Source organism: Arthrobacter sp. Soil736, from assembly GCF_001428005.1.
Classification (GTDB): domain Bacteria; phylum Actinomycetota; class Actinomycetes; order Actinomycetales; family Micrococcaceae; genus Arthrobacter.
Map to the genome: position 1 here is coordinate 189090 of NZ_LMSB01000045.1, position 24112 is coordinate 213201.

At 65.6% G+C, this 24112-nt stretch carries 19 protein-coding genes and 1 tRNA gene; 11 read left to right on the forward strand and 9 right to left on the reverse strand.

Translation table 11 applies throughout. The annotated features are described in order from the left end of the window. Window positions 1-21 precede the first annotated feature (21 nt). The 6 genes from ASG92_RS22000 to ASG92_RS22025 all read left to right on the forward strand — a co-directional run bounded on the left by ASG92_RS22000 (window position 22) and on the right by ASG92_RS22025 (window position 7883). Entirely contained in the window at window positions 22-1200 is a 1179-nt protein-coding gene (locus tag ASG92_RS22000; RefSeq protein ID WP_056633394.1) for an NAD(P)-dependent alcohol dehydrogenase, read from the forward strand. After that, window positions 1197-1625 (forward strand): HIT family protein, encoded by a 429-nt coding sequence (locus ASG92_RS22005; RefSeq protein ID WP_056633397.1) that lies wholly within the window; start codon window positions 1197-1199, stop codon window positions 1623-1625. Before ASG92_RS22000 ends, ASG92_RS22005 begins: the two co-directional genes overlap by 4 nt. A gap of 226 nt (window positions 1626-1851) precedes the next feature. Then, the gene (locus ASG92_RS22010; RefSeq protein WP_056633400.1) at window positions 1852-4428 is read left to right on the forward strand and encodes a DUF4118 domain-containing protein; all 2577 of its coding nucleotides are present in this window, start codon (window positions 1852-1854) and stop codon (window positions 4426-4428) included. After that, window positions 4425-5108, forward strand: coding sequence for a response regulator (locus tag ASG92_RS22015; RefSeq protein WP_056633403.1), 684 nt, complete (start codon window positions 4425-4427; stop codon window positions 5106-5108). The genes ASG92_RS22010 and ASG92_RS22015 overlap by 4 nt, the downstream gene beginning before the upstream one ends. Window positions 5109-5266: 158 nt before the next feature. Beyond that, window positions 5267-7243, forward strand: coding sequence for a hypothetical protein (locus tag ASG92_RS22020; RefSeq protein ID WP_056633406.1), 1977 nt, complete (start codon window positions 5267-5269; stop codon window positions 7241-7243). A gap of 268 nt (window positions 7244-7511) precedes the next feature. After that, window positions 7512-7883 carry a hypothetical protein gene (locus ASG92_RS22025; RefSeq protein WP_056633409.1) on the forward strand — a complete coding sequence of 124 codons (372 nt, stop codon included), beginning with the start codon at window positions 7512-7514 and terminating at the stop codon, window positions 7881-7883. Between the two features lie 89 nt (window positions 7884-7972). Here the strand turns inward: ASG92_RS22025 and ASG92_RS22030 are convergent, their stop codons facing one another. Continuing rightward, a complete protein-coding gene (locus ASG92_RS22030) occupies window positions 7973-9637 on the reverse strand; it encodes a CocE/NonD family hydrolase (protein WP_056633412.1) in 1665 nt (554 codons plus the stop codon). Window positions 9638-10068: 431 nt separating this feature from the next. Between ASG92_RS22030 and ASG92_RS22035 the strand changes: the two genes are divergently transcribed. The 3 genes from ASG92_RS22035 to ASG92_RS22045 are packed head-to-tail and all read left to right on the forward strand — an operon-like array spanning window position 10069 to window position 12157. After that, window positions 10069-10641, forward strand: a complete 573-nt coding sequence (locus ASG92_RS22035) for a TetR family transcriptional regulator (RefSeq protein WP_157372391.1) — start codon at window positions 10069-10071, stop codon at window positions 10639-10641. Continuing rightward, a complete protein-coding gene (locus tag ASG92_RS22040) occupies window positions 10638-11378 on the forward strand; it encodes an ABC transporter ATP-binding protein (protein ID WP_056633414.1) in 741 nt (246 codons plus the stop codon). Before ASG92_RS22035 ends, ASG92_RS22040 begins: the two co-directional genes overlap by 4 nt. Continuing rightward, window positions 11375-12157 carry an ABC transporter permease gene (locus ASG92_RS22045; RefSeq protein WP_056633417.1) on the forward strand — a complete coding sequence of 261 codons (783 nt, stop codon included), beginning with the start codon at window positions 11375-11377 and terminating at the stop codon, window positions 12155-12157. The genes ASG92_RS22040 and ASG92_RS22045 overlap by 4 nt, the downstream gene beginning before the upstream one ends. 60 nt (window positions 12158-12217) lie before the next feature. Here ASG92_RS22045 and hrpA read toward each other — a convergent pair whose 3' ends face one another. Next, window positions 12218-16180 (reverse strand): ATP-dependent RNA helicase HrpA, encoded by a 3963-nt coding sequence (hrpA, locus tag ASG92_RS22050; RefSeq protein WP_056633420.1) that lies wholly within the window; start codon window positions 16178-16180, stop codon window positions 12218-12220. Window positions 16181-16333: 153 nt separating this feature from the next. Next, window positions 16334-16501 (reverse strand): hypothetical protein, encoded by a 168-nt coding sequence (locus ASG92_RS29355; RefSeq protein ID WP_181038383.1) that lies wholly within the window; start codon window positions 16499-16501, stop codon window positions 16334-16336. 81 nt (window positions 16502-16582) lie between these two features. On the opposite strand from ASG92_RS29355, the gene ASG92_RS22055 reads away from it, so the two are divergent. Then, complete coding sequence (locus tag ASG92_RS22055; RefSeq protein ID WP_056633423.1) at window positions 16583-17551, forward strand: helix-turn-helix domain-containing protein; 969 nt, start codon at window positions 16583-16585, stop codon at window positions 17549-17551. A gap of 28 nt (window positions 17552-17579) precedes the next feature. On the opposite strand, the gene ASG92_RS22060 is transcribed toward ASG92_RS22055, so the two are convergent. The 6 genes from ASG92_RS22060 to ASG92_RS22085 form a co-directional block, all read right to left on the reverse strand. Next, complete coding sequence (locus ASG92_RS22060; protein WP_056633426.1) at window positions 17580-17894, reverse strand: protealysin inhibitor emfourin; 315 nt, start codon at window positions 17892-17894, stop codon at window positions 17580-17582. A 63-nt stretch (window positions 17895-17957) separates the two neighbouring features. Continuing rightward, a complete protein-coding gene (locus tag ASG92_RS22065; RefSeq protein ID WP_056633429.1) occupies window positions 17958-19001 on the reverse strand; it encodes a M4 family metallopeptidase in 1044 nt (347 codons plus the stop codon). Between the two features lie 146 nt (window positions 19002-19147). Next, a tRNA-Arg gene (locus tag ASG92_RS22070) sits at window positions 19148-19220 on the reverse strand. A 105-nt stretch (window positions 19221-19325) separates the two neighbouring features. Next, window positions 19326-20885, reverse strand: coding sequence for a hypothetical protein (locus tag ASG92_RS22075; RefSeq protein ID WP_056633432.1), 1560 nt, complete (start codon window positions 20883-20885; stop codon window positions 19326-19328). Beyond that, complete coding sequence (locus ASG92_RS22080) at window positions 20882-21754, reverse strand: FAD:protein FMN transferase (protein ID WP_056633435.1); 873 nt, start codon at window positions 21752-21754, stop codon at window positions 20882-20884. Before ASG92_RS22080 ends, ASG92_RS22075 begins: the two co-directional genes overlap by 4 nt. Window positions 21755-21811: 57 nt before the next feature. After that, a complete protein-coding gene (locus tag ASG92_RS22085) occupies window positions 21812-22285 on the reverse strand; it encodes an FMN-binding protein (protein WP_056633438.1) in 474 nt (157 codons plus the stop codon). Between the two features lie 173 nt (window positions 22286-22458). On the opposite strand from ASG92_RS22085, the gene argS reads away from it, so the two are divergent. Continuing rightward, on the forward strand, window positions 22459-24108 hold the full coding sequence (gene argS / locus ASG92_RS22090; RefSeq protein ID WP_056633441.1) for an arginine--tRNA ligase: 1650 nt from the start codon (window positions 22459-22461) through the stop codon (window positions 24106-24108). Window positions 24109-24112: the final 4 nt, after the last annotated feature.

A 24112-nucleotide genomic window follows, 5' to 3' on the forward strand; every position in this document is an offset into this window, starting at 1 on the left:
TGCGCGGGGTAGCGTCGACGTATGACTCCTGGACGCCCCGTACCGCCGCCGCTTGCCCTGAAGATCACCCTGGATGAAGGCGCTGCCGAACAGGTGGCCGACGAAACTGCGGCCCCCGGGGAGGGACTCCTGGCCGCCGCCCGCGGGGCGGTATCCAGCACGGGCGGCCTGGTGCCGCTGACAGTGGCCCGGCGCGCGCCCAAGGCCGATGACGTTGAAATTGCCATTGAGTTCTGCGGCCTGTGCCACTCGGATGTGCACACAACCCGCGGCGAATGGGGCACGCAGAACTACCCGCTGGTGCCAGGTCACGAGATCGTGGGCCGGGTCAGCCGGGTGGGCTCCGACGTCGATGATTTTTCGCCGGGAGACCTGGTGGGCGTCGGGTGCCTGGTGGACTCGTGCCGCGAGTGCGAGAGCTGCCTGGACGGACTGGAGCAGTACTGCGAGCGTGGCATGACAGGTACCTACGGTGCGAAGGACGCCCGCAACGGCGATTCCATCACCCAGGGCGGCTACGCAACGTCCGTCGTCGTGGACCGCCGCTACGTGCTGCGGGTGCCGGAAAACCTGGACCCGGCGGCGGCGGCTCCGCTGCTCTGCGCGGGCATCACCACGTTCTCGCCGCTCCGCCGCTTCGGCGTCGAGGAAGGCGACGTGGTGGGCGTCGTGGGTCTTGGCGGCCTGGGCCACATGGCCGTCAAGCTGGCCAAGGCCATGGGTGCGAAGGTAGTGGTCTTCACCACCTCGGAGTCGAAGGTTTCAGCGGCGCTGGAGCTCGGGGCCGACGACGTCATCCTCTCCCGCGACGAGGACACGATGGCGGCCGCGAACCGCAGCGTCGACCTGATCATCGACACCGTGGCGGCACCGCACGACCTGAACCCGTTCTTCCGGACGCTGCGCCGGGACGGGGCGCTGTTCCAGCTGGGGCTGCCTTCCGAAGCCATGCCTCCGGTCAACCCCGGTGCGCTGATCAGGCGGCGCATCGCGTACGCCGGTTCCCTGATCGGCGGCATTGCGGAGACCCAGGAAATGCTGGACTTCTGCGCCGAACACGGCGTGGTGTCGGAGATCGAGATTGTCGGAGCGGAGCAGCTGAACCACGCCTATGACCGGATGGTCGCCGGCGACGTCAAGTATCGTTTCGTCCTGGACGTATCCACCCTGCAGGCACCGGCGGAAAGGGCTGACGCATGAGCACGCTGTTCACCAAGATTCTCAACGGGGACATTCCCGGCCGGTTCGTTTGGCGCGAGCCGGATGTTTCCGCGTTCCTGACCATGGGCCCGCTGGCCGACGGTCACACTCTGGTGGTGCCCACCGAGGAAGTGGACCGCTGGACGGACGCCTCGCCGGAAACGCTGGCCCGGGTGATGGAAGTGGCGCGCCGCATCGGCGCCGTGCAGGTGGATGTTTTCGGTGCCGCCCGGGCAGGCCTTATCGTGGCCGGCTACGAGATCCACCACATGCACGTCCATGTGTGGCCGTCCAACAGCATGGCCGATTTCGACTTCGCGTCCGCGGAGCACAACCCGGACCCTGCACGGCTGGACGCGAACGCCGACAAACTGCGCACCGGACTCCGCGGCGCCGGCTACGGGGAGTTCGTGCCGGAGGCATAGTAGGTGTTGAGGTACCGGCGGCCTGAACGGTGGGTCTAGAACATATATTCCGATCAGCTCTGGGGCTGTTTTAGTCCTGACCTGCGCTTTTACCTTGAAGACAGGTGTCCGTGACGGTGTGACGCGCATTGATAAGTGGCCGTATCTCGCGGCGCTATTTGTCTTGGCAACCTAGACGTAGGCTCGTTGCGAGCTAGACCGGGTTGTGAGCTGACAGACTGTGGATATGGCAAGGGGAACTCTTCGCATATTTCTGGGCGCGGCGCCGGGAGTGGGCATGACTTTTGCCATGCTGCAGGAGGCCCACCAGCTGCTGGGCAGCGGCAGGGATGTTGCTGTCGGCATTGCCTTGGACCATGGCCGGGTGGAAACGCGGGAACTCATGACAGGGCTGGAGGTAATTACCCCGCGACTCGTGGGGCCCCACGGCATCGGTGTGCAGGAGGTGGACGTCGATGCCGTGTTGGCCCGGCATCCCCAGGTCGCCGTCGTTGATGAGTATGCGCACACCAACGCACCCGGGAGCCGGAATCGTCAGCGGTGGCAGGACATCGAGGAGCTGCTCGGCGCAGGCATTGATGTGCTCTCCACCGTCAGCGCCCAGCAGCTTGCCTCTTTGGAAGACGTCGTGTCCGCCATCACCGAGGTGCCTCCGAAGGAAACCGTGCCTGATGAGATCGTGCGCCGGGCAGATCAGATCGAACTCGTGGACATTTCTCCGGAACTGCTGCGCCAGCGGCTCTCTGATGGAAACATCTATCCCAGGGACAGGGTTGACGCTGCCTTGGCAAATGAATTCCGGCTCGGCAACCTCTTCGCGCTGCGGGAGGTCGCCCTGCTCTGGCTGGCAGACAGGGTCGACGAAGGGTTGGCGAAATACCGGGCCAGCCAGGGCATCACAGCGAACTGGCCGGCACGGGAACGCGTGGTCGTCGGCCTCACCGGAGGCCCTGAGGGCGAAGTGCTCATCCGGAGGGCATCGAGGATTCTGTCGAGGGTCAATGGCGGGGACCTTTTGGCTGTTCATGTCCGGCTTTCTGACCTCAAGTCCAGGGAGTCGCCGCTGGCTCTGGAGGCTCAGCGCCAGCTTGTGACCGATCTGGGCGGCAGCTACCACACGGTGTCCGGCGACGATGCAGCAGAGACTTTGCTGGAGTTTGCCCGCAGCGTCAACGCAACCCAGATCGTCGTGGGAGTATCCCGGGGCCGTCTGACCAGCCGACTGCTGGGCAGTGGCGTGGGGTCCAAGGTGGTCCGGGGATCCGGCGACATTGACGTCCACATGGTTTCCCACCCCCTGGGCGGTCGCGGACTGCCCAGGGTCACCTCCGGGGGGCTGGGCCGGGCCAGGACAACCGCGGGCTTTGTTTTGGCGGTACTCATCCCCGTCCTGGCCACCGCGTTGATGTCGCTTGCCCCGGAGCTAAACTTTGCCACCCATGTGCTGGTCCATCTGACCGGAGTGATGGCGGTGGCGTTCATTGGAGGTCTCTGGCCCGCTGTGCTCGCAGCGATTCTGGACTCGTTGCTGCTGAACTACTTCGAGACCGATCCCGTGGGGACCTTCAGCATCAGTGACCCGCAGAATCTGTTCGCTTTGCTCGTGTTCCTGGGTGCGGCGATTGCGGTGTCCCTGGTCGTGGGGCTCTCGGCCAGGCGGGCACAGGAGGCTGCCCGGGCCCGTGCAGAGGCGGCGACCCTGGCGGATCTGGCCAGGGACGCCCTGATCGCAGACGACACCATTGCGGCATTTCTGGATAAAGTCCGTGAGACCTTCCAGGTCCGCTCCGCGGGACTGTTCACCAGAGCTGCGGACACCGGGGACGGCTGGGACCTTCAGGCGCACTCAGGAGAAGCGCCGCCTCCGCCCCCGGGGACGGAGAAATCCGGTGCCGATGCATATGAAATGGCAGATCCGCAGACCGCTCTGGTGGTCTCCGGCAGGACGCTCACAGCCGGGGAGCGGCGGCTGCTAACAGCGCACGGGGCCCACGTGCTCTTACTCCGGCAGCGTCATGCACTCCAGCTCAGACTGAGGAACACCACGAAACTGGCTGAGGGCAACAGCATCCGGACATCCATCCTGCGTGCCGTCAGCCATGACCTCCGGACGCCGCTGGCCGGAATCAAGCTTGCCGTCACCGCCCTGCAGCGTCAGAAGCGACGGCTTCCCGAAGAGATACAGGATGAAATGCTCGACACCATCGACTCCTACGCCGACCGCCTTGACTCCTTGATCGGCAATCTCTTGGACATGTCCCGAATATCCAGTGGATCCACCGCCCCGCTCACGACTCCAGTGACCTGGCGCGATGCCATCGAAGACGCGCTGCGAGGACTACCCGGAGGGGTTATCCGGATCGACCTGGCTCCCAACATGCCTGCCATCGATGCAGACCTGGGCATGCTGGAACGCGTAATTGCGAATATCGTCGAGAACGCCCTGAAATACGCTCCCGGCTCGGACATCGTCATCGTCGGACCCTCCAGCGGATCCGGGGCCGCCACCATCAACGGACGCCCCTGCGGGGAACTCCGGATCGTGGACCACGGCCAGGGCGTGCCCGCGGCGGACGTGATCGCCATGTTTCAGCCGTTCCAACGGCTCGATGACGCGCCGGAAGGCCTCGGCATAGGACTGGGGCTGGCCGTCGCGAAAGGCTTCACCGAAGCGATGGGGGGACAGTTGACGGCAGAACCGACGCCAGGCGGAGGGCTGACGATCGTGATTCGGCTCCCTCTTTCCGCCGGCCCTCAGCTCATGAGCCCTAAAACGCGTGATGCGGACAGTAGCGCGCCATGAGAACCGTACTTGTCGTGGATGATGAGCCCCAGCTCCTGCGCGCGTTGCAGGTAAACCTGCACGCTGAGGGGTACGAGGTGCTGACCGCCCTGGACGGGACGACGGCCCTCCAGCACGCCGCGAGCAACCATCCAGATCTCATCGTTCTGGATCTGGGACTGCCGGACATCAACGGCGTGGACGTCATCACCAAGATCCGCCGCTCGAGCACCACACCCATCATCGTCCTCTCTGCCCGGCACGGGTCCGTGGACAAAGTCCGTGCCCTCGACGCCGGAGCGGATGACTATGTCACCAAACCCTTTGGACTGGACGAGCTCCTGGCACGGTTGCGCGTCGCCGAACGCCGCCTCGGCACGTCCGAGGGAGGCGAACAAGCACTGACTGTCGATGTCGGGGACTTCGAAGTGGACCTCGCAAACCGGAAAGTCACCCGCGACGGCAGACCCGTGCGGCTCACCCCGCGGGAATGGGCAATCCTGCAACTGCTGGTCCGCAACCCGGGACGGCTCATCACCCAGCAACAAATGCTGGCCAAGATCTGGGGCCCCGGTTACGACGGCGAAACCCATTACCTGCGCGTCTACATGGGACAGCTGCGCCGCAAACTCGAAGCCGACCCGGCCCGGCCCAGGCACCTGCTCACCGAAGCCGGAATGGGTTACCGGTTCGAACCCTAACCCCCACGCGGCCCGGACTCCAGAAAGGACGGGCCGGCCATTCCGCTGCACGGGCGTAAATGATTCGTCAATAAAAACTCCTTTCGCCGTCCACGGTTTTTCGCCGGTGTTAGTTTCGGCTGTGATCGCGGTGCGCTGTGCCGTGCGGGAAGGAATCCATGACAACGTTGAGCAGGCCGCCTGCAGACCCCTCGGCCCCCAAGCCGGCCGGCAAAGCGGCACTTAAAAACTGGCTCCTGTTCGGGCTCCAGGACAGCAAAGGCACCCACCAGGGACCCGGCGGGATCACCACCGCCCACGAGAAGAAGCACCCGTGGTGGCAGGTCATGTGCCTGACCGGCGTCGATTACTTCTCCACCCTGGGCTACCAGCCGGCGATCGCGGCCCTGGCCGCCGGCGTGATCTCACCGCTCGCAACGATCGTGCTCATCGCCGTCACCCTGCTCGGAGCCTTGCCCGTCTACCGCCGGGTGGCCGGAGAAAGCCACCGCGGCGAAGGCTCCATCGCCATGCTTGAACGGCTGCTGCCCCGCTGGGGCGGGAAACTGCTGGTCCTGATCCTGCTCGGGTTCGCCGCAACCGACTTCATGATCACCATGACCCTCTCGGCCGCCGACGCCAGCGCACACCTGATCCAGAACCCCGTGGCCCCCGGATGGCTGCAGGGCCAGAACATCCTTGTCACCCTCTTCCTGCTGGCGCTGCTGGCCGCCGTCTTCCTGCGCGGCTTCAAGGAAGCCATCGGAGTCGCCGTCACCCTCGTCGTCCTCTACCTGGGCCTCAATGCCGTGGTCGTGGCCGCGACGCTCATCCAGGTGTTCACACACCCGGTTGCCATGGACGACTGGTGGAGGACCCTGTGGACCTCGCACGGGGACCCGTTCATGGTCGTGGGAATCGCACTGCTCGTCTTTCCCAAACTTGCCCTCGGCCTGTCCGGCTTCGAAACAGGCGTCGCCGTCATGCCACAGGTCCGCGGAGACGAGGCTGACACCGAGGAAAACCCTGCGGGCCGCATCCGCGGAACCCGCCGCATGCTGACAACCGCAGCTGTGATCATGAGCGGATTCCTCATCACCACCAGCTTCATCACCGTCGTCCTGATCCCGGAGCAGGAATTCCAGCCCGGCGGCCAGGCAAACGGCCGAGCCCTGGCCTTCCTGGCCCACGAGTACCTCGGCGTCGGCTTCGGCAGCATCTACGACATCAGCACCATCGCCATTCTGTGGTTCGCCGGAGCCTCCGCGATGGCAGGACTGCTGAACCTGGTCCCGAGGTACCTGCCCCGCTATGGGATGGCCCCGGGATGGGCCAAAGCCGTTCGCCCCCTGGTGCTTGTGTTCACCCTGGTCGGTTTCCTCATCACCTACCTCTTCGAGGCTGACGTGGACGCCCAGGGCGGCGCGTACGCGACCGGCGTCCTGGTGCTGATGACCTCGGCGGCCGTCGCGGTCACCCTCTCGGCCCGCCGACGGAAACAGCGCAAACGCACCATTGGCTTCGGCATCATCTCCGTGGTGTTCACCTACACCACCATCGCCAACATCTTTGAACGGCCAGAAGGCATCAGGATCGCCGGCGTCTTCATCCTGGGCATCATCGTGATTTCCCTGCTCTCCCGCGTCCGCCGCTCGTTCGAACTGCACGCCACCCACGTCCACCTGGACCGGCAGGCCCTGGAATTCATGTCCGATACCCTCGACGGACCCATCGCCCTCATCGCCCACGAGCCGCTCCGGCTCAGCGCCGACGCGTACCGGGAGAAGCTCACCTCAGCGATCGAGGTCAGCCATTTGCCTCTCGAACACGAAGCCCTGTTCCTCGAAGTGATCGTCGATGATTCCTCCGACTTCGAAACGGAACTGCAGGTGCGCGGCGTGATGCGGCACGGATACCGCATCCTGGAGGTCCACGGCCCTGTCGTACCGAACACCATCGCTTCCGTCCTGCTTCATATCCGTGACGTGACCGGTCTAATGCCCCACATCTACTTCCGCTGGACTGAAGGCAACCCGGTGATTAACCTCCTGCGGTTCCTGTTCCTTGGCGAGGGCGAAATTGCGCCCGTCACCCGGGAAGTGCTGCGGGAGGCCGTGCCCGATGTCACTAATCGCCCGTGGGTCCACGTCGGCTGACCGCGGACCAGCACATGCCATCACCATGGTCCGGGGCGGCTTCCGAGGCGCCGACAAGCCGTGAACCCATTAAAGCTGGAGTCCATTGGTCGACCTTTGGTGTCAGCACAAGGAAGCCCAAGGGGCAGGGCTCTCCAAGGGTCGTCGGACGTCTGCCATGAACTGGGAGGACGTGGGCGCTGCCTCGTTTTTCGTGGGAACAACCGGATTGGTGATCTGGCTTGTCGTTTCCCTTATTCGTTCAACCAAGTAGAGGCGGAGCTTGCCGATGGGCTGGCATCAAGGGGATGCAGAGGGCGGGGTGAGGTTCGCTGCACCGCCGGACGCAGTGGAGGGTTACGATGGCCGCGGAGTGGACGGCGCTGCATATTGCCCGCCGGCGGGCTACCTCTTCAGGGACGAGGCCGGAGACACCTGGTGGATTATTTTCCAGATATCTCCTGACTCGGGTTCTCACGGATCCAAAGTCCGTGGAGATGTCCTAGGCTGCAGCGCAGCCTACGACGAGCTCGTTCACGTGCGAGTGCTGGCCGCCGACGTGCTCCGTGTCGACGCTGATACTGCATTCCGCCAGAAGGCACCGTTCAGCTATGAAGAAGCCGCAGAGATCGCCGCCAGTATCCCCCGAGCTGACACGTAGTTCCGTTCCCGTGAGGACGTAAGGCGACACGGCCCCCAACGAGGACGCTCCGTTTCAACTCTTGGGAACCGTTCAGCACCGGCCAGAGATTATGGGGCTTCGCCGCCATGCTGAGGGACGACCTGAAGGTTCAGGAGCGAGGGGTGCTCGGGGTCGTGGAGTATTTCCTGATGGGCCACGCGCAGCTCGATGGCGGTGGCCAGCGGCTCGCCAGTCCCGGGGTTGCGGCTAAAGCGCGGGTGGGCGCCGCTTGAAACCTGTAGCCGGATGCGGTGGCCGCGGCGGAAGCGGTGAGCTGTCGGCCAGAGCTGGATGTGGAGGGTTCGGATTCCCCCAGGGTCCGGTGGGGCGTTTCCGGGGTGCAGGCGGATGATCCCGTCGCAGATGTTGAGGGACCGGCCGTGGGGATGCACGTCGCAGAGTCTGGCGTGGAAGTCGGTATGTTCGAGGCTCGAGCGTATGTACAGTGTCGCGGTGACGGGGCCAATGACGTCGAGATCGGTTTCCAGCCGGTTGCTGGTGTAGGTCAGGACGTCTGTGCGGGCTTCGAGTGTCCTGTTGTCCTGGGAGCGGGCGCCCAAACCGACGATACTGCCGCCGAGGGCGGGCGTCGGGTTGGTCGGGTCGTAAACGTAACGGGATGGGGGCGATGACGGGGGCAGCCGCGTGTCGAGCCTTCCGGCTGGCTGCAGGTACCACGGAGTGGGACGGCCTGTCGCCGGGGGCCAGCCGGGCAGGTCGGTCCAGCGGCGGGTGCCGGTGACCCGCACCCTGACCGGCAGGTTAAGTTCGGGTAGGCGGCGGTTCCCGAGCGCGCGGTCGAGGGTAGCGAACGCGTCGCGCTGGTAGGCCCGGAGTGCCATGTTCCGGCCGTGAGCCGCCGAGCTGACGAACAGGCGCACGGATCGGTCTGTACGACTTAGCGCCGCGTAGTCGGTAAGGACGTTGGGGAGGAAGAAGTCCCACCACCCTCCGGCCAGATGAACGATCGGAGGCATGTTCGATGCGTTGGCGCGGTAGTCCATTACCGCCCAGTATTCGTCGTAACGCTCATGCCGGATCCATTCCTGGAAGTATCCGATCCGTTCACCGGTGGCGATCCTGTCCGCTTCGCTGACCGGAAGCTGGTTCGCGGCGCGCGCCAGACGGCCTTTAGCGGTGAGCGCGGACATGGTTTGGGTCCTGATGAATTGGTCCGGGTTAAACATGCTGCTGACCTGCTGGGCCCATCCGAGGGCGTTGCCGAGGGCGAAGACACCTCCGGGGTACATGAACGTGTGATAGAAGTCCGACGGGCCGACGTCGATGATCGCTGCTTTCCATTCGGGGATTGGTTGCGATGCCAAGTCCCATTGGGCGTACCCGAGGTAGCTGGCGCCCCATGTGGCGAACGCGCCGGGGAACCAGTCCCGGCTCCGCATCCAGTCGATGGTCGCCGGGCCGTCGTCGCGGTTCATCGCGAATCCGTTGAAGGTCCCGCCGGAGCCGCCGGTGCCGCGCAGGCTTTGGATGAGGACCTGGTAGCCGCGCTCGGCGATGAGCCGTGACACGAGGATGTTGGCTGACCGCCTCCCGTACGGCGTGCGGATCAACAGCACTGGCGCCCGTCCGTCGGTCACCGGAAAATACCGGTCCGCCAACAGCACCGCTCCATCCCGCGCCGGGATCGCCAGATCACGCTGCACCCGTACGGATGGCGACCGAACCGGCGGAAGACCGAGCAGCCAACCTAGAAGCCGGCCTGGTGCACTCATCGCCTCATCTCGATTTGTCCCACGAGAAGACCTCCTTAGCGGGCCAGCCCTTGGATCCTTCGAGAACGAACAAGGCCTTCAGCCAGGCAAACTTCGCGCAGAAAGCTTGCTGCCGAAGTGGAGGACTGACTTGACGAGTAGCCGCTGCAGATAAGCATGCATGTTCTTCGGATACCTAACCACTCTTTCTCGTTCCGGCGGGCGCCCGAAGTAGGCAGACAGTGTCCTGGCGGCCCGCCCGGGCTAGTCAGATTCGCTGCACGGGGCGCTCCGCTCGACGAATGCGAAGTAGTGGCGCAGGTCAAAGGCACCGGACTGTCGTTGGAGAGCGGTCAACGGCGCTGAGGTGAGCGAAGAACTGGCAGGCGGTGGTGCGTAAGTCTGCGCACCAACTCTTGACCGGCGAAATGTTAGAGACTAACATTTTCGCTATGGGAAAAGCCGCTGTCACCAGGGCGCTCCTGCAGGAGCAGGCCATGGCCTTGTTCGTTCAGCAAGGTTTCGACGAGACGACCGTCGCGCAGATCGCCGAGGCGGCCGGCGTCTCGCAGATGACCTTCTTCCGGTATTTTCCGACGAAGGACGCCGTGGTTTTTGATGACCCGTACGATCCGGTGATCGCGGACCTCGTTGCCGCCCAGGATCCCGGGCTGCCGGCGATGGAGCGTGTCCGGCTGGGCCTGCTGGGCGCGTGGAACTCGGTGCCCGACGCCGTCGACGATGCGACCAGAGAAAAGATCAGACTGATAGCAGGCCACACGCGGCTTACAGCCGGCATCTGGGAGAACAACCGCAGGACCGAGGACCTGATCGTCGAAGCCCTGACGGGAACCGGCGTTGGCCGGGTTGAAGCACGGGTCGCCGCCGGCGCGTGCCTGGGCGGTTTGACGGCCGCACTGCTGGATTGGGCATCGGAGCCAGACGGGCAGGAACTGCGGGAACGCATGAGTACGGCCTTGGACCTGATGGGCGAATCAGGCAGGACAGCGCGGCGAAACCGATGATAACGCCAGCGGCCATTAAGGCAGAGCGGGTATCGAAAGCCCTGGGCGGACTCCCCGTCCTGGACGACGTGTCCCTGGACGTGGGGCCGTCGGAAATCCACGCCCTGGTAGGGCTGAACGGTGCCGGAAAGACGACGTTGATGCGGATCCTGCTGGGCATGCTCAAACCGGACCGGGGCTCGGCTCACTTGACGGGGCTCCCGGTATCCGGTGCAGGAGCGCAGGTATGGTCAAGGGTCGGGCAGATGCTGGAGACCCCGTTCGCGTACCCGGAGCTGACCGCGCGCGAGAACGTGTACTGCTCCGCACGATTGCACGGGATGGACCGTGACGCCGCCGGATCCGCCGCGGGCCGGGCATTGTCTGATCTGGGTCTGGAGCAATATGCCACCCGGCGTTCCGGGACGCTGTCGCTGGGAAACCGGCAGCGTGTAGGTCTGGCCGCCGCCCTGGTCCATGGACCGGACGTGCTTGTCCTGGACGAGCCGACCAACGCACTGGACCCCCGCGGTGTCATCGTTCTCCGCCGGTTACTCCAGGAGGCATGCCGGGACAGGGGCGCCGCCATCCTGGTCTCCAGCCACCACCTTGATGAGGTCGCACGGATGGCCGACAGGATCAGCGTGCTTCACCGGGGAAGGATCATCGGTACACTGCAGCCCGGGACCGTGGACCTTGAACGCCGGTTCTTTGACCTGGTGCTGCAGTCCGACTTGCAAGAGCAGGAGCCGCTATGAGCATCTCGGTGCAGGCCCGGGAATTCGAGGCCCTGAAATTCCGCCGTGCGCCGGTGGTGCGGACGGTGTCTGTCCTGATCGGTGTCGCCCTGCCGGTGCTCGCAGCGGCCTTCATGGTCGCCGCGACCTCCGACGGGTCCAGCCAGATCGGCCTCAAAGCCGCGGCCATGCTGACGAGTGCAGGCTGGGCCGGGTATTTGGCGATGGTGGGGATGCTTCTGTCCGTCGGGGCGCTGATGGGGATCGGTTTCGTGGTGTGTTGGTGTTTCGGGCGCGAGTTCACCGAAAAGACGCAGGCCTGTCTGTTTGCCCTGCCGGTCAGCCGGCGGCGGCTTGCCTACGCGAAGTTTACGGTGATCCTTCTCTGGGCCCTGCTGCTTTGCCTGGTCAGCATTGCGGTTGCCTTTATTGCCGGCGCCGTCAGCGGTCTGGGCGTACCCGGCCCTGAAGATCTGGTGGCCGCGGGCAAGGCCTGGTGCGGCGGTGCCATGGCAGCCCTACTGGCTTGTCCGCTCGCCATCGTCGCCAGCATTGCCCGCGGCTATCTGCCCGGCGTCGGCGCACTGGTGCTGCTGGTGGTCATCACCCAGGTGGTGACGGCGTTCGGAGCCGGGGCATGGTTTCCCTATGCAGCCCCCGGGCTATGGATGGGCATGGGCGGCGCGGCGGCCGCCGAAACGGTAAACCCGCTGCAGCTCTTCCTCTGCGTCCCGGTGTCCGTGCTCGGCATCGCCGTAACCGGTCAATGGTGGAAGAACATGCAAATCAGCGCAGGTTGAGAAGGCGCGGCCAGGCGGGTACCGTCCGGACGGCCGTCCGGAAGGCGCAGAACAGTGGGGCTAGGCCGCCAGGGCCTTGTTCAGCACGGCGCGGATCCGCTTCTCCGAGACGGAATAAGCGGTGCCGAGTTCGACGGCGAACAGGCTCACCCTCAGTTCTTCGATCATCCAGCGCACCTGGGTGAGTTCCGCCCCGGCGCGGCGCCCGGGCAGCAGGGCTGACACGGCGTCGTCGTATTCATCTTCCAGCCGCTGCACAGCGGCCATATTGAGCGCATCGCGCTGGACGTTTCCGGGCAGCTTTTCGAGGCGCTTCTCAATGGCGGCAAGGTAGCGGGGCAGCTGGCTCAACTGCGCATAACCTGTGCGGGCGACAAATCCGGGGAACACGAGCTGCTCGAGCTGGCTGCGGACGTCGTTAAGCGCGCTGATGAGCGCCAGGCTGGTGGTGCCCTTGAGCTGCTTTTCGATCCGCCGGGTGCTGGCGAGGATGCGTTCGACCACTGCGGTGACACTGAAGACGGTGTCGATCAGCTCCGCGCGCACCTGCTCGTACAGGGCGTCGAAGGAGGCCCTGTCCCGCGGGAGTTCCGGAGGCGTGAGCTTATCCACTGCCGCGAGGGCGCAGTCGGCAATGAGGGCCGACACCGATCCGTGCGGGTTCTGGCTGAAGGTCAGTTTCTCCGTGTTGTTCAGGTGCTCCAGGACGTAGCGGTCCGGCGACGGCACCCGCAAGGCGAGGAGGCGGATGACACCGCCGCGCATGGCCTCCTCCTGCTCAGAGGCGGACTGGAAGACCCGCAGGGCCACCGTCTTCCCTTCGTCCACGAGTCCGGGGTAGCCGGTCACGGTGTGGCCCTTGACCGTGACGCTCACTTCGCGCTGCACACTACCGAAGGACCACTCGGTCAGGCCGGACTGTTCGGCGAATCCCGTGGGAGCAGATGGCCGCCCGTCCTGCCCTGCCGTCTGCGGCGACCCCTTTTTCGAGGCCCGCGGCGCGGCAGTGGCCGGCGTGGCTCCCAGGGATTCCGCGATGGCACGCCGCGTGGCAGGTGCCAGTCTTTCCTGGAGGGCTTCCAGGTCCTTGCCTTCGTCCAGCACCTTGCCGCGGCTGTCCACGACCTTGAAGCTCACGCGAAGGTGCGAAGGAACCGCGTCCCAGTTCCAGGAGCCGGGCGGAATGATATGCCCGCGGATCCGCCGCAGCACCAGCTCCAGGGTTGGCTCAAGATCATCCTCGGCCGGATCGAAATCGGCCTCCAGCGCGGCCACCGCCTGCCTGGCGACGTCCGGAGCCGGCACGAAGTTCTTGCGGACCTGCTTCGGCAGCGACTTGATGAGCGCGGTGACCAGCTCCACGCGCTGGCCGGGGATGAGCCAGCGGAACGCGGCGTCATCGAGCTGGTTGAGGAACAGGACGGGCACCTCGGCGGTGACGCCGTCCGAGGGATTCGGCGGAGAACCCGGGGCCACGGGGTGGAACTCGTAGCTCAGGGGCAGTTCGAAGCCCTTGTGCAGCCAGGTTTTCGGATAGGCGGATTCGTCGAGGGCGTCGGCGTCGTCGCTGAGCAGCAGCGACTGGTCGAAGTCCAGCAGCGCCGGGTCCTGCTGCCGGGCTTCCTTCCACCACTTGTCGAAGTGCCGCTCCGAAACGACGTCCTTTCCCACCCGCGCGTCGTAGAACTCAAAGAGGGTTTCGTCGTCGACGAGCAGATCGCGCCGGCGCATCCTCGCTTCGAGTTCCTCCACTTCCTGCAGGAGCGCACGGTTGCGGTGGAAGAACTTGTGGTGGGTTTTCCAGTCGCCTTCGACCAGCGCATGCCGGATGAAGAGCTCCCGGGCCAGAACGGGATCGACCTTGCCGTAATTGATGCGCCGCTGCGCGATGATGGGCACGCCGTAGAGCGTGACCTTTTCATAGGCCATGACTGAACCCATTTTGGTGGACCAGTGCGGTTCACTGTAGCTGCGCTTGACGAGGTGCGGTGCCACCTGCTCCGCCCAGGCCGGCTCGAACTTCGCGGCAACCCGGGCCCACAGCCGGCTGGTCTCCACGAGTTCCGCGGCCATGACGAACGTGGGCGACTTCTTGAACAGCGCCGAGCCGGGGAAGACGGCGAAGCGGGTGCCGCGGGCTCCGGCGTATTCCCGCTTGCGTTCGTCGAGGATGCCGATGTGGCTAAGGAGCCCGGACAAAAGGCTGATGTGGACGCCCTCGTGGTTGCCCACCGGGTCCGCCTGCCGCTTGTTGTCCAGGCTGATGCCGAGCGGGCGGGCAAGCTGCCGGAGCTGCGCGAACAGGTCCTGCCATTCGCGGACCCTGAGGTAATTGATGAACTCGTTCCGGCAGAGCCTGCGGAACTGCGTGGACGACAGTTCCTGCTGCTTTTCCTGGATGTAGTTCCAGAGGTTCAGGAAACCGGTGAAGTCCGAGTTCTCATCGCGGAAACGGGCGTGCTTTTCGGCGGCCAGCTGCTGCTTGTCGGTCGGGCGCTCGCGCGGGTCCTGGATGGTGAGCGCCGCGGCCAGGATCATGACTTCCCGGACGCAGCCGCGTTTTCCGGACTCGACAATCATGCGGCCCAGCCGCGGGTCGACCGGCAGCTGCGCCAGTTTCTGCCCGACGGCGGTGAGCCCGCCGCCGCCGCGGCCCGAACCGTTGCCTCCGGCATCGGCAGAGCCGTCGCCCGGGCGTGCGGCGCTCAAGGCTCCGAGCTCCCGGAGCAGGGTAACGCCGTCGTTGATGGCGCGCGAGTCGGGCGGCTCCACGAACGGGAAGTTTTCGATGTCCTTGGGGCCGCGCGCCACGCCCATGGCTGTCATCTGCAGGATGACGGCGGCCAGGTTGGTGCGCAGGATCTCCGGGTCCGTGTAAAGGGGCCGGGACTCGAAGTCCTCCTCGGAATAGAGCCGGATGGCGATGCCGTCCGACACGCGGCCGCAGCGGCCGGAGCGCTGGTTGGCCGAAGCCTGCGAAACGCGTTCGATCGGCAGCCTCTGCACCTTCGTGCGGTGCGAGTAGCGCGAGATGCGGGCAGTTCCGGTGTCGATGACGTACTTGATGCCGGGCACCGTCAGGGAGGTCTCGGCAACGTTGGTGGCCAGCACGATCCGCCGTTTGCTGCCCGGGTAGAAGACGCGGTGCTGCTCCTGCAGGCTCAGGCGGGCAAAGAGCGGCAGCACTTCGGTGCCGGCGAGCCGCCGGTTGGCCTGGATCCGGGCATTGAGGGCCTCTGCGGCATCGCGGATTTCGCGCTCGCCGGAGAAGAAAATCAGGATGTCGCCCGGCGCTTCGAGGGCGAGTTCGTCGACGGCGTCGCAGACGGCGTCGAGCGGGTCGCGGTCCTCCTCGAGTTCGTCGTCGGACGCGTTGTTTTCATCATCATCAGCAGACGCGGCGCCGCCTGCCGGCTGGGAGAGCGGCCGGTACCGGATTTCCACCGGGAACGTCCGGCCGGAGACCTCGATGATGGGGGAGGGATCCTCGTCGCTGCCGAAATGCCTGGCGAACCGTTCGGGGTCGATGGTGGCCGAGGTAATGATGATCTTCAGGTCCGGCCGCTGCGGCAGGATCCGCTTGAGGTACCCGAGGATGAAGTCGATGTTGAGGCTGCGTTCGTGGGCCTCGTCAATGATGATGGCGTTGTACTTGCGCAGCAGCTTGTCGCGCTGGATCTCCGCCAGCAGGATGCCGTCGGTCATCAGTTTGACCTTGGTGGAGCGGCTGACCTCGCCCGTGAACCGGACCTGGAAGCCCACTTCCTGGCCGATCTCGACGCCGAGTTCGAAGGCAATGCGCTCTGCCACCGTGCGGGCGGCCAGGCGCCGCGGCTGCGTGTGGCCGATCAGGCCGTTGTCTCCCAGGCCCAGTTCCAGGCACATCTTCGGAATCTGTGTGGTCTTTCCCGAGCCGGTCTCGCCGGCAATGATGGTCACCTGGTTGGCCGCTATGGCGGCCATCAGATCCTCGCGGCGCTCGGAGACCGGCAGCTCGGCGGGGTAGGAGATATGAAAAGTCATGGCTGGAACCAGTCTACTTGGAACTGCTAGCAGGCCACGGCATCCGAAATGGCCCCGGTCGCAACGGAAAGAGGGACCCGGCTCGGATGGAGCCGGGTCCCTCTTGCTTGTTGTTGTGGGCGGGTGGACGGTTGTGTTCGTATCCGAGTGCAACTAGATGATGCGAGTGGTGTAGCTGCTGCTGGGCAGGTCAAGTGCTGACCAGTCCCGTATCGAATACTCGGGAGGGGTGTGGCCGCGTCCGTCCCGCAGGACGGCGGTGAACGTGGCAGCTACCGAGATGAGGACCAGGACTACGAGGGCGATTCCGAAGATTTCCATACCTCTATGGTTCTCCTTGGGAAGATCAGAAAGAAGTGGCAGAAATGCCTAAAAAGAGAAAATTTCTGCCACAATGGATACATGCTTAAGTCAGTAGCCCTGATCACGGTTCCGCACTTCTCGATCTTCGAGTTCGGCACTGCTTTTGAAGTGTTCGGCATTGACAGGTCGGACCGGGGAACCGGTGTACCGCAGTTTGATTTCCGGGTCTGCACTCCCGTCCCCGGCGATATCCCGCTCAAATCAGGCCTCACCATGAACGTCAGCCTCGGCCTGGAGGCAGCGGCAGATGCCGACCTCGTCATCATGACGCCCTACGGCCGGGAGGAGGACGTTCCCGAAGAGGTGCTCGACGCGCTTCGGTCGGCCCACGAGCGCGGCGCCTGGGTGATGTCCATCTGCTCCGGCGCGTTTGCGCTGGCGCGCGCCGGCCTCCTCGACGGACGCCGCTGCACCACGCACTGGCACTATTCGGGTGAACTTGCCGCGCAGTTTCCGAAGGCCCTGGTGGACGAGAACGTCCTGTATGTGCAGGACGAACGGATCATCACGAGCGCAGGAACGGCGGCGGGCATCGATGCCTGCCTGCACCTCATCCGCGTCGAGTTCGGCGCGGCAGTGGCGGCCGCAATAGCCAGGGACATGGTGGTGCCTCCGCACCGCGACGGCGGGCAGGCCCAGTTCATCGACCGCCCCATGCCTGAATGCGGCTCGCAGCCCATGGAGGAATTGCTGCGGTGGATGGTCCAGAACCTGGATGACGAGCATCCCGTCCAGGAACTGGCGGCCCGCGTGCACATGTCACCGCGCACATTTGCCCGCCGGTTCCGTGCCGAGACGGGCGCCACGCCGGCGGCCTGGCTCAATTCCCAGCGGGTGCTGCGGGCTCAGGAGCTTCTGGAGTCCACGGAACTGAACATCGATGAAGTGGCCAGGCAGTCCGGGTTCGGCCACCCGGTGCTGCTCCGGCACCATTTCGCCAAGGTGCTGGACACCAGCCCGCAGTCCTACCGCAGGGCGTTCCGCGGTCAGCTGGCGCCGGCGGGCTAGGAGCGGAACAGGCTGGGACTGGAACAGGCTAAGTGCGGAAACCGCCCCGGGCGCTTCCGTCCGGCGAATCTTCCGCGGCGGCCCGGGCGGTGTCCACCAGAACGCGCCACGGACCGGTCACGGCCCTTTCCGGGAGCGTGGCGCGGTGTTCGCCGGCGCGGATGGAGTACATGAACCGGTCGGGCTGCCCGTCCTGAATTGGCCGGGAGTCCGGTACGGCATCCCACGGGCAGGCCTCGACGATGGGCTGCCAGTGGCTCCTGTCGCTGGACGACTTGGCTTGCACCGTCCAGATACGGGTCAGCCCCGCGATCCCTCCGCTGCGCTCGACTGTGATTTTCATGGCAAGCTTCCTGGGTTTCCGCGGCTGCCGGGAGGGAGAGCGACCCGCCCTCCCGGCGGTCAGCTAGAGCTTTACCTTCACAGTTTCCCACGCCTTGCGCACGGCGTCATGCTCCGCGGACTCCGCACCGAACAGTTCCCGGGCCGATGCCGCTGTGGCCTTGGCAAAGACGCTGAACGTGGCCGTCGGAGGGAGGGAGCCTCCCGTCAGGGTGTCGTACCAGATCTGCCCCGGCGCCTCCCAGGCATTGCCGCCCAGCCCCAGCGCCACGAGGGAGAACGCCCGGTTCGGGATGCCGGAGTTGATGTGGACGCCGCCGTTGTCTGCGCTGGTCCGGACGTAGGAGTCCATGGAGTCAGGCTGCGGGTCCTTGCCCAGGACGTCGTCGTCATACGCGGTCCCGGGCGCCTTCATGGAGCGCAGCGCCGAGCCTTCGACCTGGGGCGTGAAGAGGCCTTCGCCGATCAGCCAGCTGGCATCGGCGGAGGACTGCCTCCGGACGTACTGCTCAACCAGGGCACCGAAAACGTCGGAGACGGACTCGTTGATGGCGCCGGCCTGGTTCCGGTAGGCGAGCCCGGCCGAAAACTGGGTCACTCCGTGCGTCAGCTCATGGCCGATCACGCTGAGGGAACGTGTGAAGCGTTCGAAGATTTCGCCGTCGCCGTCGCCGAACACCATTTGCTGGCCGTCCCAAAAGGCGTTGTCGTACAGTTTGCCGAAGTGGACCGTGGCGTTCAGCGGCATTCCAAGGCCGTCGATGGAATTCCGGCCGAAGACGTCGGCGTACAGGCTGTGCGTATGGCCCAGGCCGTCGTAGGCCTCGTCAGCGGCGGGATCGCCGGTGGCTGCCTCGCCTTCCTTGCGGACGAGCAGGCCAGGGAGGGACTCGCCGGACTTGGCGTCGAAGACGGATCTGTTGACTGGGCCCGGCTGTGCCTGCCGCATGCCCGGGGGAGACTGGGGCGTCGTGGCCGCGCGGGCCGCCTGTACGGTCCTGACGTGCAGCAGGGTTTCCTTGGCGGCCCGGGCAACGGCCGAGAGCCGCGGAGAATCCTGTGCAGCCAGGCGTCGCAGCAGGTAGGGCGGAATGATTGAGCAGAACATGCAAGTCAGCCTACGAGCGGACACTGACAATTCTGTTCAGGCGCACTGGGGACAACCCGCCCCGATGCCTCGGCGCACGGGGGAGAAAGGCGCATTCCGGATGCAGAAAACCCCGCCACTTGCTGGAAGTGGCGGGGKTCTTTCTGTGCCCTCGATAGGATTCGAACCTACGACCTTCTGCTCCGGAGGCAGACGCTCTATCCCCTGAGCTACGAGGGCAGTCAGGGATCCTGCCTTTCCCGGCCGGACGTCCTAGAGCTTAGCAGGAAGGTGGGCCTGAATGGAAAACCGGCCCCGGTCCGCGGTCCGTGTCAGCACCGGCCGTCAGTAACCTGCGAATGAGTCCACGTGGATCCGCCGGGCGCCGGCCTGCCGCGCTGCCCGCCGCAGCGAGCCCACGCTGGCCGGTGAACCCGAAATGAAGACCCTGCGACGGCCAATGTCGGGGACCAGGTGCTGCAGTGCCGGGCCGTCCAGCCTGGCGCCCGTCTCCGCCACGGCGCCTGCGTCCTCGATGAAGTCCGGGGGAGCCGAGCCATCGGCAAGCCGGGCAATGATGCGCGCTCCGGAGTTCTTCAGTTCGGCCGCATACGCGAGCTCTGAGGCGTTGCGGGCGAGGTAGAGAAGCACGACGTCCCGCTCCCCGGCCGAGCCGTCGGAGAGGTGCGCAAGATACGGTGTGATGCCAATTCCCGCTGCGATCAGCAGGACGGGGCCGTTGGATCGTCGCGGCAGGACAAAATCCCCGGCCACCGTGGTGGCCGTGAGTTCATCCCCGGGCCTGAGCGCCAGGAGCTTCTGCTTGGCGGCGGAGACGGGTTCGGCGGTGCCCACGCCGATCTTCACGTGCCGCGCATTGGGGGGACTTGTCAGGCTGAAGACCCGGCGCCGGCCCCTTCCGTCCGGCTTGGCATGCGGGAGGTCCAGCTCCAGATACTGGCCGGGGGCGTGGCGGAGGGGGTGCCGCGGCTCGAAAACAAATTCCGTCGTCGTCGGCGTGAGCCGGCGCGAGTGCCTGAACAGCAGCCGGACGCTTCCCCGCTGACCGGCCAGGAACGCAAATAGGTTGCCGACCAGCAGCGCCAGCTCGGGCGAGTTCGCGACGAAACCGAAGTTGAAGGGGGTTGCGAAGAGGACTCCGACGACGGCGGCCAGCACCAGCTGCTGCCACCGCCGCGGAGGCAGCGTCAGCGGTTCAGTGAGCATGAACCCGACGAAGAAAATTACGGGGCTCTGCGCCAGGGGCTGCCAGACGGCGCCGCCCGGGTCCACTCCTGACTGCAGGAGCCCGGCCGCCACAAGGGACGTGGCCACCGCGGTGAAGACCGCGGCCATGAGCATTTTCCGGGTCCGGTAGAGAACCAGCAGCACCCCCGGAACCAGCACCCACAGCATCGCCGGGGTCCCCGCCCACCAGGTGGCAATATTCAGGCCGGTCAGGCCGGCGATGAACGCGCCTGCTGCCGCGGGATTGAAAACATGCCGCCCGCGCCACGCAAGCGCATATTTTGAGGCGGACGCGAGCACGCAGGCCAGGGCCACTCCGGCAAGATCCACGGCGACGAACGTCGGCCCGAACTGGGTGGGCCAGAACAGGAAATAGAGCAGCAGCCCGGTGATCAGCGATGACTCCGAGTGCGGACGGACACGGAACAGGGCAGCCAGTGCCCGGTTCGACGCATAGGTCAGCCCCACGCACAGCGCAAGATGGGCCAGGAGGTGCAGGATGCCGAACGTCAGCCAGCCCAGGGCATCGAGGACAAGGCTGTAGGCGGCCAGGGCTGCAAGGACAAGCAGCACCAGCCGGTACATGGTGAACCGGCCCAGGAAGGCATCCAGCGCCGTGGCTGGCGAGGTCCGCGGCCGGGAGGTTGTGGAACTCATGTGAACAGCGTCCCTTCGAATTCCGCGGAGTATTCCGCACTGCCGTTGGAAAAAACCTTAAGCCAGGAAAACCGGAAATGGCGCTCCAGCACCTCGCCGGAGACAAAGAACAGGGCTGTGGCCAGGGCATCGGCCTCCATCGCGGTTCCGGCCATGGCCCAGGTGGCCACGACCGTCCGGACCGGGACCCCGGTAGTGCCGTCCAGTACATGGTGGAGTCCGTCACCCCAGGCCCTGCGGTTCGAAGCCGAGGCGCACAGGGCACCGGTGCCGAGCGGCACCGTGCCGATCGCCTTGCTGGAGTCGTACGGATGCTCCAGCGCCACTGTCACCGGCGTGTTTCCGCTGTTCAGGAGGTCGCCGCTCGCGTCGATGAAGAACTCGGTGACGCCGTGGCCTCGCAGCACGCCGGCCAGGAGGTCCACCAGCTGGCCCTTTCCGGCCGCGCCGATGTCAAGGACAAGGGGCGTTTTGGCGGTCACGGAGGTCCCGCGCCATTCCAGGACATCATCCCAGGCAGGCGGCGGAGCGGCGGCGCCGCGTGGCTGGAGGGAATAGCCGGGTCCGTACCCCAGCTGCTCCAGGCTCCCCCCGATCAGCGGGGTCATGGCGCCGTTGCTCAGGGCATACAGGATCCGGTAGAGCGAGGCCAGGGATGTGGCTTCAGCCGGAAACACGAAATGTCCCGGCCGGGCGGACATCCGGGACACCAGGGAATCGCCGCGGAACCGGGACCACGTGGAGTCGTAGCGCTCCACCTCGGCAAGCACGTCGCTGCGAGGTCCGGGTCCCAGCGGTGCGGGAGTGGAAATCTCCCAACTGGTTCCTATTCCGTCAAAGTTGAAGTTGTGCCAGCCCGGGTGCGGCATGGGCTCTCCTTTGCCTGCGCTTCAAAGTCCTGCCTTCCATGCAGCCCCCGCAGCAGGTTACAGCGCCTGGGTCTTGATCTCTTCGACCGCCTGGTTGAAGCCGCCGCTGGTCAGGGATGAACCCGCCACCTTGGAGACCTTGATCTCATCGAGGCTCTTGCCCACCACCTGATCCGCGATTCCGCTCGCGAACTGTCCCTGGAACTTGCGCGTGTTCGGATTGGACGGGTGTTCGGTGATCTCGACGGCGGACACCGTGCCGTTGGCCAGCGTCAGCTGCACGCCCACGGTCTCCGTGCCGTTTGGTGACTTATAGGTGCCGTCGGCTTTGTAGGTGCCGTCTTTGTAGCCTGCGCCGGACGACGCCAATGCGGTGGACGACGCGCTGGGTGCCGTCGTGGCCGACGATTCGGGGGACTGGGTTTCCTGGGCGGCGGGCTGTTGGGCCGAAGGCGCGCAGCCGGCCACCGTGCCGGCCAGGGACAGGCCGGCTATGCCGACGAAGACGCTTTTACGGACGGAAGGCTTCACGGGTGTCTCGTTTCGTTTGTACGGGCACTTACCGGGTGGATGACGCTCACAATAGGTTAAAGGTTCAAACTGTGAATTTCCCTACTCTTAGCTGTGACGAAGAGGGGCCCGTCGAGGGGGCCTGGGCCCCTCCGGATTCCGCCACATGGCGGGGCCCCCGGTAGGCTAGGAATGTGACTCCCGAAGAACTCTCCCTCGCCATATCCTCTTGCCTGAAGGACGCCGTTGCAGCCGGCGACATCGCTCTTTCCGAGTCGGCGGTTCCCGATGCCGTTCTGGTGGAGCGACCCAAGAACAGGGAGCACGGCGACTGGGCAACGAACATCGCCCTGCAATTGGCCAAGAAGGCGGGAACCAACCCGCGGGAGTTCGCCACCATCCTCAGTACGCGGCTCAAGGAGATTTACGGCGTTACGGCCGTAGACATCGCCGGTCCGGGCTTCCTTAATATCACCGTGGACGCGGCAGCAGCCGGGACGCTCGCCAAAGCCATCGTGGAGGCCGGCCCGGAGTACGGCACCAACTCCGCGCTCGCAGGCCACACGGTCAACATGGAGTTCGTCTCCGCCAACCCCACCGGACCGCTGCACATCGGGCACACCCGCTGGGCGGCACTGGGTGATTCGATCGCCCGCGTCCTGCGCGCCTCCGGTGCGCAGGTCACGGCCGAGTACTACATCAACGACGCCGGCACCCAGATGAACGTGTTCGCCAACTCCGTCCTCGCTCGCCTCCACGGCCGGGACGTGCCCGAGGGCGGCTACCCGGGCGAGTACATCCGCGACCTCGGCCATGAAGTGCTGACCCGGCATCCGGACATCCGTGAGCTGACGGACGTGGCGGCCCTCCCGGTGATCCGGGCAGCGGCGTACGAGGCCCAGCTGAAGGACATCCAGGACACCCTGGCGGACTTCGGCGTCTCCTTCGACGTGTTCTTCTCCGAGCAGGAACTGCACGAAGCCGGCGCGATCGAAAGTGCCGTTGCCCGCCTGCGCGAACAGGGCCACGTGTTCGACGACGGCGGTGCCGTCTGGCTGCGCACCACGGACTTCGGCGATGACAAGGACCGCGTGATGATCCGCGCGAACGGCGAACCCACGTACTTCGCCGCGGACGCCGCCTACTACCTGTCCAAGAAGGACCGGGGCTACACGGAAAAGATCTACCTGCTGGGTGCCGACCACCATGGTTACATCCACCGGCTCAAGGCCATCGCCGCCGCCGCCGGCGATGATCCCGAGGTCAACATCGAGGTGCTGATCGGCCAGCTCGTTTCGGTGAACGGCGCCAAGCTTTCCAAGCGCGCCGGCAACATCATCGAGCTCAAGGACCTGATCTCCTGGCTGGGCAAGGACGCCGTGCGCTACTCCCTGGCCCGCTTCCCGGCCGATTCGCCCCTCACCCTGGACCCGGAGCTGCTCAAGAAGCACTCAAACGAGAACCCGGTCTTCTACGTGCAGTACGCTCACGCCCGCTCCCGCGGCACCGCCCGCAACGCCGTGGCCGCCGGCGTGGACCGCAGCGCTTTCGACGCCTCGCTCCTGCACCACCCCACGGAAAATGAGCTGCTGTCCTACCTTGGCAGCTACCCGTCCATCGTGGCCAAGGCCGCGGAGCTCCGCGAACCCCACCGGGTGGCCCGCCACCTTGAGGTCATCGCCGGGGCCTACCACCGGTGGTACGACGCCTGCCGCGTTGCCCCGCTGGGCGATGAGGCCGTCACCGACCTCAACCGCACGCGCCTGTGGCTCAACGACGCCACGAGCCAGGTGCTGGCCAACGGACTGGACCTGCTTGGCGTCTCCGCGCCGGAACGGATGTGAACTG

Bases quoted from the DNA above. Each gene is read 5' to 3' on its own strand.
- ASG92_RS22000 (WP_056633394.1), top strand. From the start codon at position 22: ATGACTCCTGGACGCCCCGTACCGCCGCCGCTTGCCCTGAAGATCACC.
- ASG92_RS22005 (WP_056633397.1), top strand. From the start codon at position 1,197: ATGAGCACGCTGTTCACCAAGATTCTCAACGGGGACATTCCCGGCCGG.
- ASG92_RS22010 (WP_056633400.1), top strand. From the start codon at position 1,852: ATGGCAAGGGGAACTCTTCGCATATTTCTGGGCGCGGCGCCGGGAGTG.
- ASG92_RS22015 (WP_056633403.1), top strand. From the start codon at position 4,425: ATGAGAACCGTACTTGTCGTGGATGATGAGCCCCAGCTCCTGCGCGCG.
- ASG92_RS22020 (WP_056633406.1), top strand. From the start codon at position 5,267: ATGACAACGTTGAGCAGGCCGCCTGCAGACCCCTCGGCCCCCAAGCCG.
- ASG92_RS22025 (WP_056633409.1), top strand. From the start codon at position 7,512: ATGGGCTGGCATCAAGGGGATGCAGAGGGCGGGGTGAGGTTCGCTGCA.
- ASG92_RS22030 (WP_056633412.1), bottom strand. From the start codon at position 9,637: ATGAGTGCACCAGGCCGGCTTCTAGGTTGGCTGCTCGGTCTTCCGCCG.
- ASG92_RS22035 (WP_157372391.1), top strand. From the start codon at position 10,069: ATGGGAAAAGCCGCTGTCACCAGGGCGCTCCTGCAGGAGCAGGCCATG.
- ASG92_RS22040 (WP_056633414.1), top strand. From the start codon at position 10,638: ATGATAACGCCAGCGGCCATTAAGGCAGAGCGGGTATCGAAAGCCCTG.
- ASG92_RS22045 (WP_056633417.1), top strand. From the start codon at position 11,375: ATGAGCATCTCGGTGCAGGCCCGGGAATTCGAGGCCCTGAAATTCCGC.
- hrpA (WP_056633420.1), bottom strand. From the start codon at position 16,180: ATGACTTTTCATATCTCCTACCCCGCCGAGCTGCCGGTCTCCGAGCGC.
- ASG92_RS29355 (WP_181038383.1), bottom strand. From the start codon at position 16,501: ATGGAAATCTTCGGAATCGCCCTCGTAGTCCTGGTCCTCATCTCGGTA.
- ASG92_RS22055 (WP_056633423.1), top strand. From the start codon at position 16,583: ATGCTTAAGTCAGTAGCCCTGATCACGGTTCCGCACTTCTCGATCTTC.
- ASG92_RS22060 (WP_056633426.1), bottom strand. From the start codon at position 17,894: ATGAAAATCACAGTCGAGCGCAGCGGAGGGATCGCGGGGCTGACCCGT.
- ASG92_RS22065 (WP_056633429.1), bottom strand. From the start codon at position 19,001: ATGTTCTGCTCAATCATTCCGCCCTACCTGCTGCGACGCCTGGCTGCA.
- ASG92_RS22075 (WP_056633432.1), bottom strand. From the start codon at position 20,885: ATGAGTTCCACAACCTCCCGGCCGCGGACCTCGCCAGCCACGGCGCTG.
- ASG92_RS22080 (WP_056633435.1), bottom strand. From the start codon at position 21,754: ATGCCGCACCCGGGCTGGCACAACTTCAACTTTGACGGAATAGGAACC.